Here is a 19616-nt window from a genome sequence, read left to right as displayed (position 1 = left end):
AACCCTGGTGTGAAAACAATTTGGCTTGGGTTTCAACGAATGCATGACTTTGCCCTAGCCTGGTCAAGCTTTCAGACTTTACAAGGAGAAGAATTAAATGAATAGAAAAGATCCCTATAAACCTATGCTTGAAAAGAGGGGAATTAGGCAGCTGTGATTTTATGTTCCCCTCTTTGCAAGAGGGGTGCCGAGCTTGCGAGGCGGGGTGTTGAAATAGAAAAAGTCCGCAACTAGAGTTAATAACTTTAACTGGGTATGGCAAATTTTGAATTGATTCAATTCATTAGGTGAAAAATGGGTATAACAGCAGTCAAAATCACAGTTAATGGCATTGTTCAAGGTGTGGGCTTTAGACCATTTGTTTATACGTTGGCTGTGAAAAGTGGCTTATTTGGTAGTGTGCAAAATACGCTTCATGGCGTTGAGATTATTCTACAAGCGACATGTCAAGAGGCTGAGAATTTTTGCACATTGATGAGGCAGCAATTACCTAAGCTTGCGCAAATTGAACATATCAAAATGACTGAAATCACTGTTGTTAAAGCATTTGATCATTTTAGTATTTTAGCCAGTAGTGAAGGGACATCTCAGACCAAAATTCCAGCCGATAGTGTTATTTGTGACGACTGTTTGAGTGAGCTATTTGCTCCAAATAGTCGCTATTATCTTTATCCTTTTATTAGTTGCACGTATTGTGGTCCGCGCTTTAGTGTTACCGAGTCTTTGCCTTATGATCGAGAAACAACGACGTTTTCTAAGTTTCCATTATGTGATGATTGCTTGGGTGTTTATCGCAATCCTTTAGATCGACGTTATCACGCGCAAACAACGGCTTGTTATGCGTGTGGTCCCAAATTATCTCGTGCCTTTTCTGATATGGTGCAAACACTGAAACAAGGTGATATTTTAGCGTTGAAAACACATAGCGGGTTTAAACTGGTTGTGGATGCTAAAAATGAAGTAGCGATTACGCACTTAAGACAACGCAAAAAAAGGTCATCTAAACCTTTTGCATTAATGGCATTAAATCAAGCCAGTATTGAACAATATGTGCAGTGTAATCAAGAAGAAAGTACGCTATTAAACTCGTCGGCTCGCCCAATTGTATTGTTAGAAAAGAAAACAACGGCTCAGTTGCCTAAAACGCTTGCACCTGATCTTAATGAGCTAGGTGTGATGTTACCGAGTTCAGCCGTTGATTATTTGCTTTTTTATTATCTCTTAGGTCAACCTAAAGATCGTGATTGGTTGTACCAAGCAAATGATCTATTACTGGTGGTAACAAGTGCTAACTTATCTGGTGGCAGTATTATTGCGGACAATGATCAAGCTTATCAGTTGCTTGCACCCATTGCTGATATGATCGTGAGTGATGATAGACAAATTGCGATGCAAAGTGACGATAGCGTAATGCGCGTGGTTTTAGATAAATCAATGATGATCCGTCGCGCGCGTGGGTTTGTGCCATTAACGCTTAAGCTCAATCGTGAATTACCTTGTGTCTTTGCAACGGGTGCTTTGTTGAAAAACACCTTTTGTTTTGTCAGCCACAATGAAGCATATCTCTCGCAATATATTGGTGATATGGATAGTGTTGATAGTATTGAGTACTTTAAAAAAGCGTTTCATCACTATCAACATTTATTTGGTGTGAGTTTCAGTGCGCTGGCGTGTGACTTGCATCCGGATTTCTATACGACTGAGTTTGCTGAGCGCTTAAACTTACCGCTTATTCGTGTGCAACATCATGAGGCGCATATTGCTGCAGCTGTAGCTGAGTATGCACTAGAAGCTTCGGTATTAGCGATTGTGCTTGATGGTTTTGGTTTGGGTGATGATGGTATGGCGCGAGGTGGTGAGCTTTATCATTGTGATATTGAAGCACTTAAGTTTACACGAATATCAGTACTTCAATCGATGCCTTATTTAGGTGGTGATCGTGTACAAAAAGAGCCATGGCGTATGGCGCTTAGCTTGTGTGTTGACTTGGAGTTAAAAGTACCAAAGCATCTATTAGCAAATGAAAAAGCGCCAAGTTTTTTACAGTTACTTGAGAAAAATAAAGAAAACTTAGCATATACGACAAGTATGGGGCGTTTATTTGATGGTGTGGCAAGTTTGTTAGATGTCTGTCATGACAATAGCTTTGAAGCAGAAGCTGCAATGAAACTTGAAGCATTGGTTAACGTGCCTAGGGTTGATAAAAGCTTGATTGATATAAACAATAATCAACTGGATGTATCACAATTAATCAAGAAAATAATTGCTATGCCAAAAGATAAAGGCAGTGAACTATTTCATGGGACTTTGGCTTATGCTTTAGCCTTATGGGCGCATGAGTATGCAGTCAACAAAGGTATTACTCAAGTGATATTAACCGGTGGTTGTTTTCAAAACAAAGTGCTGTTGATTGAAGTTGTGCAGTACTTAGAAACGTTTGGCTTAGAGGCGGTTGTGCCACAAAAAATCCCAGTCAATGATGGCGGAATTAGTTTAGGGCAAGCATGGCTTGCTGCGAATAAATTAAACAAGGAGAAAAAGCATGTGCTTAGCAATTCCTGCACAGATTATAGCGCTTAATGGCGATGACCAAGCGCTGGTTAATATCGGTGGTGTGCGCAAAGAGATTTCCTTGGCATTATTAAAAGATCAGGTTGATCTCAATGATTATGTGATCGTTCATGTTGGCTTTGCGCTTAGTAAACTAGATGAATCACAAGCCAAACAAACGTTAAAAGATTTCGCTGACATGCTACAACAAGACCGAGGTGATCTATGAACTATATTGAGGTTTTTCGCGATCCAAAGGTCGCCAAAGGACTTATTGCTGAAATTAACCATGCGGTGCAAAGCGGGCGAAAATATCATCTGATGGAGTTTTGCGGGGGGCACACTCATGCGATACATCGTTATGGTATCACAGGACTGTTGCCAGCTGAGATAAAGATGATTCATGGTCCAGGGTGCCCCGTATGTGTGCTACCGGTTGCACGCGTTGATCAGGCGATTTTTCTTTCTCTGCAGCCGAATGTGATTTTTTGCAGTTATGCTGATATGTTGCGAGTGCCTGGCACAGATCAAGACAGCTTACTCAAGGCTAAAGCGCGCGGTGCGGATGTGCGCATGATCTACTCAAGTGAAGATGCGTTAAGGTTGGCTAAAGAGAATCCAGATAAAAAAGTGATCTTTTTTGCGATTGGCTTTGAGACAACAACTCCACCGACAGCCGTTGCATTAGATAAAGCATTAAAGTTAGGCTTGAATAACTTCTTTGTGTTTTGCAATCATGTGCTGACACCGATTGCGATGGAAGCCATCTTATCCGATGAGGTCAAAATTGATGGCTTTGTCGGCCCTTCACATGTCAGTATTGTTATTGGCAGTGATGCGTATCATGATGTAGCAACGCGCTTTGCCAAACCTGTGGTGATTGCAGGATTTGAACCTCTAGATGTATTGCAATCTATTGTGATGTTGATTCAGATGATTAATCGTGATGAGGTAGGTGTCAAAAACCAATACACACGTGCGGTAACACCCCAAGGAAACATCTTTGCACAGCAATTAATCGCTGAGTATTTAGAATTACGAGATAGCTTTGAATGGCGTGGGTTAGGATTTATCCCAAAAAGCGCGCTAAAAATTAAGGATAAATATGCACAGTTTGATGCTGAAGTGGTCTTTGATATACCAATCATCAAAGGGCAAGAGCATAAGGCATGTGCATGCCCTGATATCTTGCGAGGGGTCAAAGAGCCTAAAGACTGTAAGCTCTTTGGTGTTGCCTGCACACCAGAGCAGCCGATGGGAGCATGCATGGTTTCCTCTGAAGGAGCGTGTGCGGCACATTATCAATACCAAGGAGTGTCGGCATGAGCATTAAATTAAACTTCAAATCAGGTGTGGTGGATCTGGCGATGGGTGCCGGTGGCAAAGCGATGAATCGCTTGATTAATCAGTTGATGAAAAAAGCCTTTGATAATGAGTATTTATCTCAAGGTGAGGATCAAGCGACGTTACCAAATCTCAATGGTAAAATTGCGATGACAACCGATAGTTATGTGATTACACCGTACTTTTTCCCAGGTGGTAATATCGGCAGTTTAGCTGTTTATGGTACGGTGAATGATCTGGCAGTAGGAGGTGTGAAGCCGCTTTTTCTTTCGGTTGGCTTTATTTTAGAAGAAGGATTACCACTGAGTGATTTAAAAGTGATTGTTGAGTCAATGGCAGAAGCAGCCAAAGCATCTCATGTTCAATTAGTAACAGGTGATACCAAGGTGGTTGAGAAAGGCAAAGGCGATGGTGTTTTTATCAATACGACAGGGATAGGCGTTGTTATAGATGACTTTGTCACTCATGAGCCATTAGCAATGGGTGATTGCATCATTATCAACGGGGCGATTGCCGAGCATGGTGTTGCTGTGATGTCAAAGCGCGAGGGTTTAAGCTTTGACTGTGATGTCAAAAGTGATGCTATTAATCTAAATCATTTGCTTGAAAGACTACATCAATCAGGTTGTCGTATTAAAACAATGCGTGATCCGACGCGAGGCGGTGTTGCTGCGACTTTAAATGAATGGGCGAGCCAACATCAAGTAGGTATTAGTATTGATGAATCTGCACTTGTCGTTAGTGAAGAAGTGCGCTCTGCTTGCGAGTTACTGGGTTTGGATCCACTTTTTATTGCAAATGAAGGCAAGGTTTTAATTGTTTGTGATGAAAGCGAAGTTGAAAAGGTATTAACGTGTTTACAGCAAGATGAGTTGGGCAAAAATGCCAGTGTGATTGCTAAGGTTGATAAAGTAGGCAATGCATCGGTCAATATGCAAACAAGCTTTGGTGGGCTTAGACGCGTCGATTGGCTAAGTGGCGAACAACTACCAAGAATTTGCTAAGTATAAGGAGGAATAATGAGTCAGTTTTATTTTTTAGCGCATGAGTATCTAGATGATTTAATTAGCGCCTTAAAGACACAGGGTTTTGAGGTAAAAGCACCAATCGTTGATGATCAGGCGATTGTGTATGATGATATTGAAAAAGCAGCTGAATTGCCATGGGGCTACGTTGATGAGCAGAAACCTGCGCATTATCACGTCAAAAAAACCAATGAAAACAAAGCTTTTGCATGGAGTCTGCCAGTTCAATCGGTAAAACCGATGCTATTTAAAGAGAAAGAAGCATTATGGCAAGTCAAGCGTGATGACAGCGGTAAATTGACGTTTGAGCAAGCGTTAAATAAACAAAAATATGCTGTTTTAGGTGTCAGACCTTGTGATTTGCGCGCGATTGAAATTCAAGATCGTGTGTTTATCGAAAATGCCTATCAAGATGTGCGTTATAAGGCGAGACGTGAAGCGATGTTTATCATTGCAGCTAATTGTACCAGTTGTCATAGTAATTGCTTTTGTATTAGTCTAGGTGATAGCCCATATGCTGATAAAGGCTTTGAGTGGGCAATGACAGAAATCAATGATGGTTTTGTCGTGGAATCTGGTAGTGATAAGGGTAGAGCGCTTATTGAGCAGCTGCAATTAAATCCAGCTACTGGTGCGCAAACCTATGAAGCGGAACAAAGAGTCAAAGCGGTATATGCAATGCAAGAGAAAAGCATCCCGCCCTTAACAACGGTTGAAAAGGCGCTATTTGCCAACTTAGATCATCCGCAATGGGATGATGTTGCTAAACGCTGTTTATCGTGTGGTAGTTGCACACAATCTTGTCCGACATGCTTTTGTCATACCGAGAAAGAAGAGCCTGATTTGGAAGGGCAAATAAGTACGCATTTACGCGAATGGGATTCATGCTTTGGTTTAGATCATAGTTACACGCATGGTGAGTTATATCGTGAGGAGCCTAAACATCGATATCGTCAATGGCTAACACATAAGTTTTCCACTTGGCGCGAGCAGTTTAGAACCAAGGGCTGTGTTGGTTGCGGGCGCTGTATTACGTGGTGTCCTGTGAGTATTGATGTTACGGATGAAATAAACATTATCTGTCAAAAGAAGCAGAATAAGCAGGAAAAGCAGGAGAAAAAAGCATGATTTACCCACAAGATGCTTATTTGCCACACGAGGCTGAGATTATTGACTTTATTGATGATGCACCAGATATTTTTACCTTACGTTTACGTTTATGTGATGCGGATTTACGCCAGAAATATAGCTTTAAACCTGGACAGTTTAATATGATTTATCTTTATGGTGTGGGTGAAGTGGCAATCTCGATTGTTAATGATCGTGAGTTTAATCATGATGTTTTTGAACATACCATTCAAGTCGTTGGACGCATAACACAAGGTATGCATCAATTAAAAAAAGGTCAAAAGGTTGGTATTCGTGGACCTTTTGGCAGTAGCTGGCCAGTGGGTGAGGCGCAAGGCAAGGATGTTGTGATCATGACCGGCGGGTTGGGTAATGCACCATTGGTTGCCGCAACTGAAATGATGCTAAAAAATCGCGAAGCATATGGGCGGATTTATGTGGTGCAAGGTGTGCGCCACAGTGAGGGGCTTATTTATCAGGATAAATACACGCGTTGGAATGCTATCCCAAATACACAAGTGATTGTAACGGCAACTGAGGGTGAGCCATTTGGTCCATGGCAATGGTATAAAGGTTTTGTCACCGAAGCGGTTAAAGATCTTAAGCTAGATTATCAAAATACTTATGTAATGAGTGTTGGCCCTGAGATAATGATGAAAAATGTTGCACGTAGCTTTATTGATATTGGGGTGCCAGAGCATCAAGTATTTGTCTCATTAGAGCGCAGCATGAAGTGTGCGATTGGGCATTGTGGGCATTGCCAGATGGGCAAAGAATTTGTCTGCAAAGATGGTGCCGTTTATGCCTATCCGCAAGTTGAAAAACTGTTGTCAATCAAGGGGGTGTAAGATGTCGCATGAGAGTAAATTAAAAGATCTAAGTAACAAACCCACACTTGCTGTGCATAAGTTTAGTTCATGTGATGGGTGTCAATTGGCATTTATTAATGATGGAATTCGTCTGCTGAAATTATCACAATTGGTTGAGATTAAACACTTTGCTGAAGCAGGTCCTATTGACGAAGATGCCAAGGTCGATATTGCGATTATTGAAGGCAGTGTTAATACCAAACATGATGTAGAGCGCATTCAAAAGATTCGTGAAAACAGCAAATATCTTATTACGATGGGCGCATGTGCGACAACAGGTGGCATTCAAGCTTTAAGAAATAATGTTACCCGCCAACAGTTTGAAGGTTGGATGAAAGATGTCTACCCGCAACACACTGATGTGATTGACAAAATGGAATTAGATACCGCAAAACCGATTGAGGATTATGTCAGCGTTGATTTTGAAATCAGGGGATGCCCGGTAAGCTCTGATCAGATGTATCATGCGGTGCGTCAATTGTTATTTAAAGTGGAGCCAGAAAAGGTGGTAGAACCTGTCTGCACATCGTGTAAACATCGTGGAATCACCTGTGTGATGGTTGCACGTAATGAACCGTGCTTTGGCCCTGTGACGGCTAATGGTTGTGATGCACTTTGTCCACATATTAATCGCGGATGTTATGGCTGTTATGGTGCGGCAAAATATGCCAATTTTGAGGCGATGACGGCAAAGTTAAAATCAATGGGGCTAACCGATGAGCAAATTGCACATAAATATCATTTTATCAATAATCAGCAACAAGGTTTCAAGCAGGCTGGAGATAACACATGAGTAATCAAATGAATACGACAAATAATGCCAAAACAACGAAAATAGAAGTGCCTATTCTAGCACGTGTCGAAGGTGAAGGTGCGCTTGATTTAGAGATTAACAATAATGAAATCACCAAATGTCATGTGCGTATTTATGAGCCGCCACGCTATTTTGAGAAATTCTTAGAAGGACGTGAGCCGAATGAAATCATTGATGCGGTAGCACGCATTTGTGGTATTTGCCCGATGGCGTATCAAATGAGTGTCGTGACCTTGATGGAGAAAGCCTTTGAGGTAGAAGTGACCCCTTGGGTGCATGCGATGCGACGAGTAATGTATCTCGGTGAATGGATGGAGTCGCATTATTTGCATACGCATATTTTAGCTGCTCCTGATTTTTTGAAGTATCACTCAGCGATTGAGATGGCGAAAGACTTCCCTAATGAAGTCAAGCGAGGTGTTAGATTACAGCATTTAGGTAATGATATTTTGTCATTATTTGGAGGCAGATCGGTGCATCCTGGTGCGATTAAAGTCGGTGGATTCTATCGAGCGCCTAAGCCTAAAGAGATCAAAGCACTCATCCCGCGCTTACAAGAAGGACTAAAAGATGCCAAAGACGTTGTGATGTGGTTTGCACAATTACCTTATCCTGATGTCTGCTTTGATGAAGTATTACAAGTGGCATTAACGGATGTCAGTGGACAGTACCCAGTAATTGCTGAACATGTCGTAACCAACAAAGGTGAGTGTTTTCCAATTGAAGAATGGGATAAGCATTTCTATGAGTTTCATGCGCCACAATCAACAGCACTTCACTCAACACGCGATGGACAACCCTATTTAACAACACCGTTAACACGTCTGAATTTGAATTTTGATAAATTACCCAAAGAGGTTCAAGCGCTTGCTAATAGTACGGGCATTTCGTTTCCAAGTAATAATATCTTTCATAGTATTTTGGCGCGATCGATCGAATGCTATTACGCCATTGGTGAGATACTGCGACTATTTGAAGCGTATGAATATCCTGATAAACCTTATGTTGATGTGGGCTTTAAGGCAGGCAAGGCGTGGGGTGCGACAGAGGCACCTCGTGGAATTCAGATTGATTATTTTGAGTTTGATGACAAAGGATGTGCGACAAAAATCCGTATTACACCACCAACTGCACAAAACTTAGCTTGTATGGAGGCGGATCTTAAGCAGTCATTAACCAAGTTTGGGCTGGATAAATCAGACGATGAATTAAGGCAGCATGCCGAAATGGTGATTCGCAATTACGATCCATGTATCTCGTGTTCGGCACATTTTCTGACATTGAATATCAAGCGCGCATGAGGTTGTTATGCATAGAAGGTTCTTTCGTGGATTTATTTTTATTAGCTTGCTGATATGCCTTATTTTTAGCGTTGCTTTTTATCAGCATTTAAGTCTTTTAGGCATCGTGTTTGTTGCTTTTATGTTAGGACTTAGGCATGGCTTTGATGTCGATCATATCGTCGCTATTGATAATGTTACGCGTCAATTAGCACAAAAAGGCAAACCCAGTGTGACAACTGGCTTGTTCTTTGCACTGGGGCATTCTAGTGTTGTGTTTTTTCTGACTTTGCTGGTTATTTTAGGGGTGAGCCTAAGTAAGGCGGAGAGCCTTGGTATCATTGGTATTGGTGCCGTGATTGGATCGGTTGTATCAATTGCCTTTTTATGGCTTACAGGAGGTATGAATGTATTATCACTGTATAAGCTCATTAAACATCAACAAAACACACATACACATTCGCCGTTAACACGTTGGTTTAAGCCTTTGTTTAAAATGGTTGATAAGCCTTATAAGATGTATCCAGTTGGTTTTTTATTTGGTCTTGGTTTTGATACAGCTACTGAAATTGCACTTTTAGGGTTAGCCGCAACAGCATCATTAAGTGGCGAATCGATCTGGCTCATTTTGGCATTACCAATTGCTTTTGCACTTGGCATGACGTGGGTTGATTCATTAGATGCATTACTAATGACCAAGCTCATCAATGCTCAAAAAATAAATGAGCAGATCTTTCGTCGCTACAATATTGCGATATTACTGATCGTGATCAGTGCGTCGTTTATTGTCGGATTTATTCAGTTATTTGGATTGTTTGATCTTGATGTCTATGGCGCTATTGGTTTTGTTAGTGATCACTCACCGTGGTTTGGTGGCGGTTTAGTGTTGTTGCTACTAGCTGTGTTTTTAGTGATGGTATTAAAAAAACGATTAGTGTTACGATTAAGTTGATTATCCGAGTTACTTAAACCAAGAACACCAAAATGATTAGTCAGCAGTATATTTTGCAGGTGATGCTTTCAAATCCTTGGTAATCCTTTAATATACTTCCATCAATTAAGTTGTTGTGAGGTTATTATGGCATTTTCATGTTTTTACAAAACAATCAAAAAAGAAGCAGTAGAATTAATTGTTGTCCCTGTTGGGCAATATCAAGATTGGTTGGTGCAGCAAGAACAATCAAAGCAAAATACGCTTAAAGCGCAAAACTTTAAAGCAATATCGGGTAAGAGTGCTTTATTTTTTAATGGTGATGGTGAGTTATCTGCGGCATTAGTTGTTGTCGATATTAAAGATATGTGGTCAATGGCAAGTTTATGTCAGTCATTACCGCATGGTGACTATCAAATTACGGATCCTTTTGATGTCGTCGATTCTGAGCTTCTCTATTTGGCATTTGGTTTGGGTTGTTATCAGTTTCTAACGTATAAGTCAGACAAAAAAACGAATAGCATTAAATTATATTTACCCAAAAAATTTGCTGAGGTTGAAAAAACTTTGCGTGCGATTTATTTAGTGCGCGATATGATCAATACACCTGCTGAAGATATGGGTCCTGAAGAGATTGCACGACAAACTCAGAAATTAGCGCAAACCTTCTCGGCGACTTTTTCAGAAATCGTGGGTGATGATCTACTAGCAAAAGGCTATCGTGGTATTCATGCGGTGGGACGCGCCAGTGCCAGAGCACCCAGGCGCATTCGCCTAGATTGGGGTAATGAAGCGCACCCGCATATTGTACTTGTTGGTAAAGGCGTGGTTTTTGATACCGGTGGTTTGGATATTAAACCGGCCAGTGGCATGCTCTTGATGCATAAAGATATGGGGGGATCAGCACAAGTCTTAGGATTAGCGCGCTTGATTATGGATACACAATTGCCAGTGCGTTTAACTGTCCTTATTTCAGCCGTTGAAAATGCGATTTCAGGCAATGCTTATCGCCCAAGTGATGTGATTAAAATGTATAATGGCACAATGGTTGAGGTGACCAATACCGATGCTGAAGGGCGGATTGTATTAGCTGATATTTTAACTGAAGCAACACGTGAGAAACCAAATCTTGTAATGGATTTTGCAACATTAACGGGGGCGGCGCGCATTGCTGTTGGTACTGAAATGTCAGCATTTTTTGCCAATGATGAGGATTGGGCGCATAAGCTAAGCCTTGCCGCGGAAAAAGTGCAAGACCCTGTGTGGCGTATGCCGCTATATGCTTCTTATCGCAAGCTCCTTGATAGTCAGGTAGCAGATATTAAAAACTGTGCTTCTGTGCCATATGCTGGCAGTATTAGTGCAGCATTGTTTTTACAAAGCTTTATTGAACATGATACCCCATGGCTTCATTTTGATTTAATGGCATGGAATATCTCAAATATGCCAGGAAGAATGATTGGCGGCGAGGCAATGGGCATTCGCGCAGCATATGAGATGCTTAAAACACATCTAGGCGTATGACGATCATAAAATAATTAATTATCTTTCATAAATTATGCTACAGTCTGAGTCATCATGAAAAGCGAATCAAAGGTCATGACTATGCTTAAAACAATTGTCTATCTTATACTTGTATTGGCAATATTCAGTGCTTTCTTTTTTCCAGTAGTTGAACCCTTGCTCTTTCCAGCAAATAACCTTGATAAAATACCATAGTAATAATGAAGCAATAAATTACGTTATTTCTCACCTCTCCCCTTGTGGCATTGCTCGCGCAGCGTAAGCTGCGTGGATGAGGGGGAGTTAAGCTTATTCTTCATTTGTTCTCTCTTAGCCTAAAAAGTCAACTATACTTGTTGCAGGATGATGCAATGAGGAAAGCTTATGGTAGTAATTGCAAACACAATGATTGAATCATTTTATGATCTGATCGGTGAGGCGCAAAAAGTTGTTGGCATTGAACTGGATGTCGAGATTGAGGCGTTTGTTGTTTATGCTTTATTAAGAAATGTCAACTATACTGCGCTTAAAGAGATGACCTTTGCGCAAAGCCTATTAACTGGCATCTCACATAAAAATACCGATGAGCTTGAAAAAGTGCTGGATTGCTCTTTAATCTACGCTGGATGGTATCCAAAGCGCGCACAAAAATTAGGTTTATCACCATCTTATTTTAGTGATATTGGTAAAACAGCGAGCCTAGAGCTTGCTTATTATTATCGAATACTGAAATCTTCTTATCAGAAAACCTATGCTAAAATCTCCGAGGAATTTGACAAGCTTGTGATGTTGTTGCAATCATTTTTAAGCGCGCAAGAAGTTCAAAAAATTTATACACAAGGATTTTTCCCAGTTAATCACAAAAATAGTTAGGAACTCTTTTAAATAACCAGTACATTATACTTTAATCTACGCTGGATGGTATCCAAAGCGCGCACAAAAATTAGGTTTATCACCATCTTATTTTAGTGATATTGGTAAAACAGCGAGCCTAGAGCTTGCTTATTATTATCGAATACTGAAATCTTCTTATCAGAAAACCTATGCTAAAATCTCCGAGGAATTTGACAAGCTTGTGATGTTGTTGCAATCATTTTTAAGCGCGCAAGAAGTTCAAAAAATTTATACACAAGGATTTTTCCCAGTTAATCACAAAAATAGTTAGGAACTCTTTTAAATAACCAGTACATTATACTTTCTAACGAATGGTTGGTATGAAGTGATTAATATGGAGCACATCTCGTTTTTATCTGGTGCTTTTGTTTTTGTAATGATTTTTTTCGCAGGTTTTGTTGATTGTATTGCCGGAGGTGGTGGCATGATCACCATTCCAACGTATTTAAGCGTTGGTGTGCCGCCGCATTTGGTGCTGGGTACCAATAAGATGGTGATGTCGATGGGTACACTCTCTGCAGTTATCCGCTTGTTGTGTTCGGTAAAGGTTTATTGGCGTACGATTATCCTAGGTATTGTATTAGCATTTATCGGCTCTTTACTAGGTGCCAAGCTAATTAGTCATCTGGTGAGTTATCAGCTGATGACGACCTTGTTGCTTATTATTATTCCGACGATTTTAATTATTGGTGCATTTAAAAACTACCGTTCCGAAAGTAACTACACGTTGACACCAAAATTTTATCTGCATTTGGGTTTGGTATGTTTTATTGTTGGCGCCTATGATGGCTTTTTTGGTCCGGGCACTGGAACCTTTTTGTTCTTAGGCTTTATGTATATTTTGTCGATGTCAGCCAAAGAGTCCGTGACGAATGCCAAAATTGTTAATTTATCGGCAAACTTTGGTGCTTTGATTTACTTTTTATGGACGGGAAATATTGATTGGTACATCGTGATGATCGCTTTGCCTGCGGCAATGATGGGCTATTTGTTGGGTGCGCAATTTGTGCTTAAGGCGAATGTTAAGTGGCTTAAGAAGATTGTTATGCTAGTGCTTTTGGGACTGATGATTAAGTTGTTATTTTTTTAATTTTTTTTAATCAGTATAAATCCAAATGTTTTGCTTCTTAGTGACTAGACATATTTGTTTGCTGTGGTAGTATCTTGCTGTATATATAGCGATAATTGATCGCATGATTTTGTTACAAAACAGCGAAGGCTAGACTGTGAAAAGGAATCAGTACGATAGATTTTATCTGATGTAATCGATGAGATAAACGTGCTAATAACAAGATAAAGGAAGGTTGAAACAATGCAAAGTGAACTTCAATTATTATCGCAGTTAAGCGATTTAGTCTATTCAGCAAGTGATTTTAAAAAAACGCTTATGCTTAATAATGCGGGTAAAACAAGTGATCAAGAGGTTCTCAAATTTCGTGAGAAAATTCGCGCACAATTATTAGCGATGCAAAATCAGCTTAACACCGACTATAGCAGTAAAATTGCTGAGTTTATCCTTTTTCCGATTATTGCTAATGTCGATGAGAAGTTTATGTTATTGATTACCGAGCGTGAGTTGCCTTGTCATTGGGATACCTTACAAGCTGAGTTTTATGGACGTACTGATGGCGGTGAGTTTGTCTTTGATGTATTAGATGAAGTGCTATCAAATAAAATATATCCTAAAATCAGCTATGAAGTGCTTCTTATGGTATTGCAAGATGACTTTTTAGGGAAATATTATCACAATCCAAATCATGCCGAGCGCCACCAGTATATTTCACGCGTCAAATCGATATTAAAGGACTTTAATCAAAATACCAATATAAACGAAGAGGTTGTTGCCACAACAACTTCACGTCAACAGATGCCCAATAGTCGTAAAGCGCAGAATATCGTCTGGGGTGTTGTTGCGATATGTATTTTGGTGCCGCTTGGCATTTACTTTTTTGCGTAACAAGGAGAACAAGGAGGATAGATATGCAGTTAGCATTCTTAAGCGAAATTGAAGATATTGTGCAGCTTAAACGCTTAAATCCGATGTTGATGAGTGGCATTGTGCATCAATATCAAGAAGGAAAATATGAAGCGGTTATCGAGGCAATTAGCCAGTATGTTGAAGAAACCAAAAGCATAGATGTCTATATTCTTTTTATGGGATATGCCGCGGATTTGTTTTTGAGTGCAAAATCTTTGGCAGATATTAACACAAGTATTAAGTCTTATGATCAGCAGTTAAATATATTATCGGGGCGTTTATCTCCTTTAGAGCGTTTTGATACCACTTTACTCAGTGGCATTGATATCTTTGTGCAAATGCTGGATATGAAAATAACCGCTGAAATCAAGCAGGTTAAGGTCTTTGATGTCGATGCGTTGGTTGAGTCCTATGAATTATTATTAGATACCGTGCAAAGCCTAACCTCAATACAACTGGAGTTAGACTCACGTAAGTCGGTATTAACAACGAACAAAACGATCAAAGAGCTTAAGTTTGCTATTAAGCGGCTACTTGATAAAGAGCAGCAAAATGAAACTTCAACGTCTGGTGTTGATGAGGCAAGTGAGCCTGTGACAAAACAAGCCCCACAAAAGGAAACTAAAAATCGTTATATTGATGAGTTTGCTTCAGTCAAATGGTATAAGTTCGTCAAAAAAGTATTGATTTTACAAAGCATGATCAATGCAAAACGCTTTTTTGAGGCAGCAATTGTGTATGAAGATATGCAAAAAGAGCTGACACATTTTGACCCAAAAGATTATTTTCCAGGACTCTTTTTCCCGCTATATAAAAATCTAGCACCCAATGCGCGAACGATTTATAAGCATATTGAGCAGAATTCTAATTCATTGGAATGGCATATTGCTAAGAAACTCTATCAAAGTGATCCAATGCGTTTTTTACGTGATTTACCTAATATGGCAGAGAATAATTATCATGATGAGCAGTTTCATCAAGGCGATTATGCCGAACCTATGCAAAATGAAGAGCGTAAGTTGATGGAAGATGTCAGTATGTTATCAGAAAGTGAAGATATTCGCTTTAAAGAAGACATTGTCGATGATCAAGAAGAGTCTCTCATTGATGATAACGAAATCGATCATTTACTGGAGGAAATTGAAGGTGTTTGGGATCAAGCAGGTTTGTCGAAAGAATAAAGAAGAAAGTTTAATTCAAACATTACCACTCAACAATGCTTAAGGTATCAGGGACATCGGCAATTTTAGCTGCAATGGTCTCTTTATCTAAAAGCCCTGTTTTAGCATCGTGGTACTGAATCACCGAAGCGCTATTAATCAGACCATAGCAAATGGCGGTGCGCACGTTCTCACCAGCGTAGATCGCCCCACAAAAGCTTGAGCCAAAAGCGTCTCCTGCCCCTAGTGTATTGACAACGTTATCAATCTTAAGTGCCGGATGAAAGTACATTTTCTTCTCGGTCGCGACATAAACCCCTTCGCTGCCATCGGTAACGACAACGATTCGTGGTCCTAAGCTCAATGCCTTTTGGAAGAAAGCTTTTAATGAGAAAAAACTATCTTGATAAACAGGTTGAGCTTGCAGCAGGTTCTGGTGATGATCCATTGCTGTTTCATCTGTTGGGTTATCTTCGCAGCTTAACAAAGAGCTCATGAGCTTTTGCGCTTCTTGATAATTCATAATCAAGATATCAATACCGCTTAAAGCCTCCAAAATAAAGCTACTACCAACTTCAAGTTGGCTATAACCAGGATTAATGGCAACTTTGGTATTACATACTTTGGCGAATTTGACAATTTGTGGCAGCTGTGCGGCAGAGGCTTTGCTAAGGGATGTGACATAGACAAAATCAGCTTCTTCAATTGCCGCAACTGGTAGATCTTCGGTTAATAAGTCGCGATTAGCTCCGCGATAAGCAAAGATCGTACGATCACCCTTAAGTGATGGTACAACATAAGAAGTCGCCGTGCCATAGTGATTAGAGTAGCGCACAATTGAGGTATCAACCCCTTGCGATTTCAGCTCTTCCAGAAGTGACTTACCAATATTGTCTTTGCCGACTTTGCCAAAAAAACGCACGTTAAATCCAAGCTTTTGCAAGGAAACAGCTGCATTAGTCGCACCACCGCCACTAAAGCATTTCTGATCAGTAACCTCGATTTTGGCGCCTTCCTCAAGTAATAAATAGGATTGCTTGGCGAATGGCTTTTGGATTTCCATGGTTTCCATTTGTTCGTATTCAATGATTGTATCTAATGTTGCACCACCGATGGTCAAAGCTTTCATATGTGGGCTTACTCCAGTAAAACATTAATGATAGGTATTGTGCCTTAATTTTTAGCAGGTGTCATGAATCCAATCGCATTGAAATGGCTTTTAATTCAGATTAGCCCGTGTTTTTCATACCAGCAGCAATCCCGGAAATCGATAGCATCAGTACATCTTCATAGATGGTTTCTTCTTCAGTGCTTAGATTACATTTTGCTAGTTTGTGTAAAGTCGATGCTTGTAACAAATTCAAGGGATCAATATATGGTGTACGATAGTGGATGGCTGAGTATTTGGATGCGGCATGACCATCATCGGTTAGTGTATTTAATATGCTATTAACCTTGATCATGCTGTTGAGTCGCAAACGCAGATCCTGACCATAGTTCTGTAAATTTAAAGAGAGCTCATCATCATAAAACTGAGCAATTTCGGGCGATGTTTTTAATAATGTCATATCTAAAAGATCAATCAAGTTTTTGAAAAATGGCCAGTGCTTTAACATTTCTGTGATCACTGCTTTATCTGTAGCTAATGCTGATTGTAAGGCTGACTCCATCCCAAGCCAGCTAGGCAAAATCAAGCGAGTTTGCGTCCAAGCAAAAATATAAGGGATCGCTCTTAAGCTTTCTAAACGTGCTGATGGTTTGCGCTTAGCAGGGCGGCTGCCAATACACAATTTGCCAAGTGCGCTAGCAGGTGTTGCCTGTGTGAAATATGCCATAAATGCCTCATCATGCACAACATGGCGATAGTCTGAGGCTGATTGGTCGCTCATTTGATCCATTACTGTTTGCCAATTGTCATTTGCTTCTATCGGAGGTGTCAACGTGGCTGCTAAAACAGAGTTGGTATATAGGATAAAGTTCTCTAAGGCATTTTCTTTGGAGCCAAATTTTTTATGAATGACCTCACCTTGCTCTGTGACTTTGATCCAGCCATTAACCGTATGGGGTGGTAACGATAATAATGCTGATTGAATAGGTCCGCCACCGCGACCAACCGAGCCACCGCGACCATGGAAGAAACACAGTTTGATATCATGCGCTTTACCTACCTCAAGCATTTGTTGTTGGGCTTTATAAAGCTGCCAGCTTGCGGCAAGCTTACCGGCATCTTTGGCAGAATCTGAATAGCCAATCATAACCTCTTGATTGCCTTTGGTATGCTCTTTGTACCAGTTAAGTTGAAATAACTGCGATAGGGTTTCAGCGCTTCCCTTTAAGTCATTTAATGTCTCAAATAATGGCACAACTGGTAAATAGCCTTTAATGTGGCAGGATTTTTGCAACAAGAGAACGCTTAAAACATCAGAAGGTTGCGATGCCATCGAGATAACATAGGAACCAAATTGATCACGTGGCAATTTGGCAATGGTTTGGAAAGTGTCAATTAATTCTTGCTCATCGTCATTAAAGGGACAATCATCATCAAACAATGGGCGCTTACTTTGCAGCTCTTTGATTAACCATGTGATTTTTTGTGACTCATTTAATTGCCAGTAATCGCCTAGCTCAAGATATTGATAAATGCGTGCGATCACCTCACTGTGGCGTGAGGATTCCTGCCGGATATCCAGTTTCACAAGATGTAAACCAAAGGTGTGAATCTTGCGTATTAAATCTTCAAGGGTGTCTTGTGCAATTGCCGTGGCATTGTTTTGAATTAAGCTGTTATAAATAAGATAAAGTGGATCGAGCACTTCTTCAACACTTTGGATACACGCACTTTCTAAACGAAAGCGCTTTTTGATAATACGTTGTTGATACCAGTCAATGGTGTAGATAAGACGATCTCGTAATTGCCTTAATAGCACACGATAGGGTTCATGCTCGTTGCTTGTCAATGTGCTAATTTCGTGATTACAGGCATTAATCGACAGCTCTTGAATCAGTTCGGTGACGTCATTTAAAATCAAGGTCATTGCTCGCCAGCGATAGAGCATAACCACTTGTTCGGTGATATTGGCGGTGACATACGGGTTGCCATCGCGATCACCACCCATCCAGCTGCCAAACTTAAGCGGTGTTTGATTAAGGGTAAGAGGTGTGAGACCACTATCCAACAGTGCGCAATTAATCCGGCGAAAATACTGAGGAACACTGTGCCAAAAAGCCTCCTCCACCACCGCACAACCCCATTTGGCTTCCTCAATCGGTGTTGGGCGCTTGCGACGAATCTCATCCGTAAGCCATAGATTGCTGATAATAACATGTAATTTACGATCAATATCGACTTTGTCATACGTTGTTTTGGCTTCTTTACGCCATTTGATCAACTCGCTGATTTGGTTATATTTTTGGACATTGGTGCGGCGTTTGACTTCCGTTGGATGTGCTGTTAACACCAAGGTGATTGATAACTGTTGGATAATGTCTTCAATTTCAGCGGACTTTACGCCAGCATGAGAGGCATTAGCAATAATTTCATTTAAGCTATTTGTTGGTGTTTCAATATCGATGCGATGGACGTTTTCAACAATATTAACCAGGTTAAGAAAATGACCAAAGGCACGTGCAACAATAATGCTTTGTTTGGCATCAAGACTTTGGATATAGTGGTATAGATCCTTAAAAGAGCTATCTTGACCAGTTTGAATATGAATTGCACTTTGGCGGATCCTCTCAACAATCGCCAAGCCAGCTTCGCCAGTTTGGCATTCGATGACTTTCCCTAAAATATTGCCTAATAGTTCAATATCTTCTTTGACCGTTTTTGCATAGGGTGCTTCTTTTATGGTTGTTATTGGCATGTTTCCTCCTTGTGTTGCATAACTTGCATCCTCATTATTCCTCAATCAATTATTGAAGTAAAACGTAAACTCTAGCAATTTTTGTTAACAATTTTGCATATTTCATGGGGGTGGTTAATTTACAATAACTTACATAAAAACTCTAAATAACTGAAAACTCCTCAAAAATTTAAAAGCGTGTACAATACGCCCGAAGCAATGATATAAGAAGAGGAATCACAAGGATGGCGCACACTACTTTTGGTGACCACATGAGTAAATTATTAAACAAAATGAC

Annotated in this window: 16 protein-coding genes; 14 read left to right on the top strand and 2 right to left on the bottom strand. The window is 40.3% G+C overall.

All coding sequences use genetic code 11. The features are described from left to right. Positions 1-294 precede the first annotated feature (294 nt). The 14 genes from hypF (at position 295) to DNJ75_RS12460 (ending at position 15497) form a co-directional block, all read left to right on the top strand. Positions 295-2580, top strand: a complete 2286-nt coding sequence (hypF, locus tag DNJ75_RS12525; RefSeq protein WP_117003799.1) for a carbamoyltransferase HypF — start codon at positions 295-297, stop codon at positions 2578-2580. Then, the gene (locus DNJ75_RS12520; RefSeq protein WP_117003798.1) at positions 2543-2779 is read left to right on the top strand and encodes a HypC/HybG/HupF family hydrogenase formation chaperone; all 237 of its coding nucleotides are present in this window, start codon (positions 2543-2545) and stop codon (positions 2777-2779) included. Before hypF ends, DNJ75_RS12520 begins: the two co-directional genes overlap by 38 nt. Continuing rightward, positions 2776-3876, top strand: a complete 1101-nt coding sequence (hypD, locus tag DNJ75_RS12515; protein ID WP_117003797.1) for a hydrogenase formation protein HypD — start codon at positions 2776-2778, stop codon at positions 3874-3876. Before DNJ75_RS12520 ends, hypD begins: the two co-directional genes overlap by 4 nt. Beyond that, positions 3873-4898: a hydrogenase expression/formation protein HypE gene (hypE, locus tag DNJ75_RS12510; protein ID WP_117003796.1), complete on the top strand. Its 1026-nt coding sequence runs from the start codon at positions 3873-3875 to the stop codon at positions 4896-4898. The genes hypD and hypE overlap by 4 nt, the downstream gene beginning before the upstream one ends. A 15-nt stretch (positions 4899-4913) precedes the next feature. Then, positions 4914-6047: a 4Fe-4S dicluster domain-containing protein gene (locus DNJ75_RS12505; protein ID WP_117003795.1), complete on the top strand. Its 1134-nt coding sequence runs from the start codon at positions 4914-4916 to the stop codon at positions 6045-6047. Then, positions 6044-6895 carry an FAD/NAD(P)-binding protein gene (locus tag DNJ75_RS12500; RefSeq protein ID WP_117003794.1) on the top strand — a complete coding sequence of 284 codons (852 nt, stop codon included), beginning with the start codon at positions 6044-6046 and terminating at the stop codon, positions 6893-6895. Before DNJ75_RS12505 ends, DNJ75_RS12500 begins: the two co-directional genes overlap by 4 nt. A 1-nt stretch (position 6896) precedes the next feature. After that, positions 6897-7709 (top strand): NADH-quinone oxidoreductase subunit B family protein, encoded by an 813-nt coding sequence (locus DNJ75_RS12495; protein WP_117003793.1) that lies wholly within the window; start codon positions 6897-6899, stop codon positions 7707-7709. After that, on the top strand, positions 7706-9031 hold the full coding sequence (locus tag DNJ75_RS12490; RefSeq protein WP_224742290.1) for a Ni/Fe hydrogenase subunit alpha: 1326 nt from the start codon (positions 7706-7708) through the stop codon (positions 9029-9031). Before DNJ75_RS12495 ends, DNJ75_RS12490 begins: the two co-directional genes overlap by 4 nt. 7 nt (positions 9032-9038) lie before the next feature. Beyond that, positions 9039-9962, top strand: a complete 924-nt coding sequence (locus DNJ75_RS12485; RefSeq protein ID WP_117003792.1) for a HoxN/HupN/NixA family nickel/cobalt transporter — start codon at positions 9039-9041, stop codon at positions 9960-9962. A gap of 126 nt (positions 9963-10088) precedes the next feature. Continuing rightward, complete coding sequence (locus tag DNJ75_RS12480) at positions 10089-11465, top strand: leucyl aminopeptidase family protein (protein WP_117003791.1); 1377 nt, start codon at positions 10089-10091, stop codon at positions 11463-11465. A 363-nt stretch (positions 11466-11828) separates the two neighbouring features. Beyond that, positions 11829-12317, top strand: a complete 489-nt coding sequence (locus DNJ75_RS12475) for a hypothetical protein (RefSeq protein ID WP_117003790.1) — start codon at positions 11829-11831, stop codon at positions 12315-12317. Between the two features lie 355 nt (positions 12318-12672). Beyond that, positions 12673-13428, top strand: a complete 756-nt coding sequence (locus DNJ75_RS12470) for a sulfite exporter TauE/SafE family protein (protein WP_117003789.1) — start codon at positions 12673-12675, stop codon at positions 13426-13428. A gap of 222 nt (positions 13429-13650) precedes the next feature. Then, positions 13651-14295, top strand: coding sequence for a DotU family type IV/VI secretion system protein (locus DNJ75_RS12465; protein WP_117003788.1), 645 nt, complete (start codon positions 13651-13653; stop codon positions 14293-14295). A 23-nt stretch (positions 14296-14318) separates the two neighbouring features. After that, positions 14319-15497 (top strand): type VI secretion system protein IglI family protein, encoded by a 1179-nt coding sequence (locus DNJ75_RS12460; RefSeq protein ID WP_117003787.1) that lies wholly within the window; start codon positions 14319-14321, stop codon positions 15495-15497. 22 nt (positions 15498-15519) lie between these two features. Here DNJ75_RS12460 and DNJ75_RS12455 read toward each other — a convergent pair whose 3' ends face one another. Both DNJ75_RS12455 and ppc read right to left on the bottom strand, forming a co-directional pair. Then, a complete protein-coding gene (locus tag DNJ75_RS12455; RefSeq protein ID WP_117003786.1) occupies positions 15520-16605 on the bottom strand; it encodes a carbohydrate kinase family protein in 1086 nt (361 codons plus the stop codon). Positions 16606-16705: 100 nt separating this feature from the next. After that, on the bottom strand, positions 16706-19339 hold the full coding sequence (gene ppc / locus DNJ75_RS12450) for a phosphoenolpyruvate carboxylase (protein ID WP_117003785.1): 2634 nt from the start codon (positions 19337-19339) through the stop codon (positions 16706-16708). Positions 19340-19616 lie beyond the last annotated feature (277 nt).

It is taken from the genome of Cysteiniphilum litorale (assembly GCF_003428165.1).
Classification (GTDB): domain Bacteria; phylum Pseudomonadota; class Gammaproteobacteria; order Francisellales; family Francisellaceae; genus Caedibacter; species Caedibacter litoralis.
Note: the sequence above shows the minus strand (reverse complement) of the source record. Positions and strands in the feature narration are given on the sequence as shown.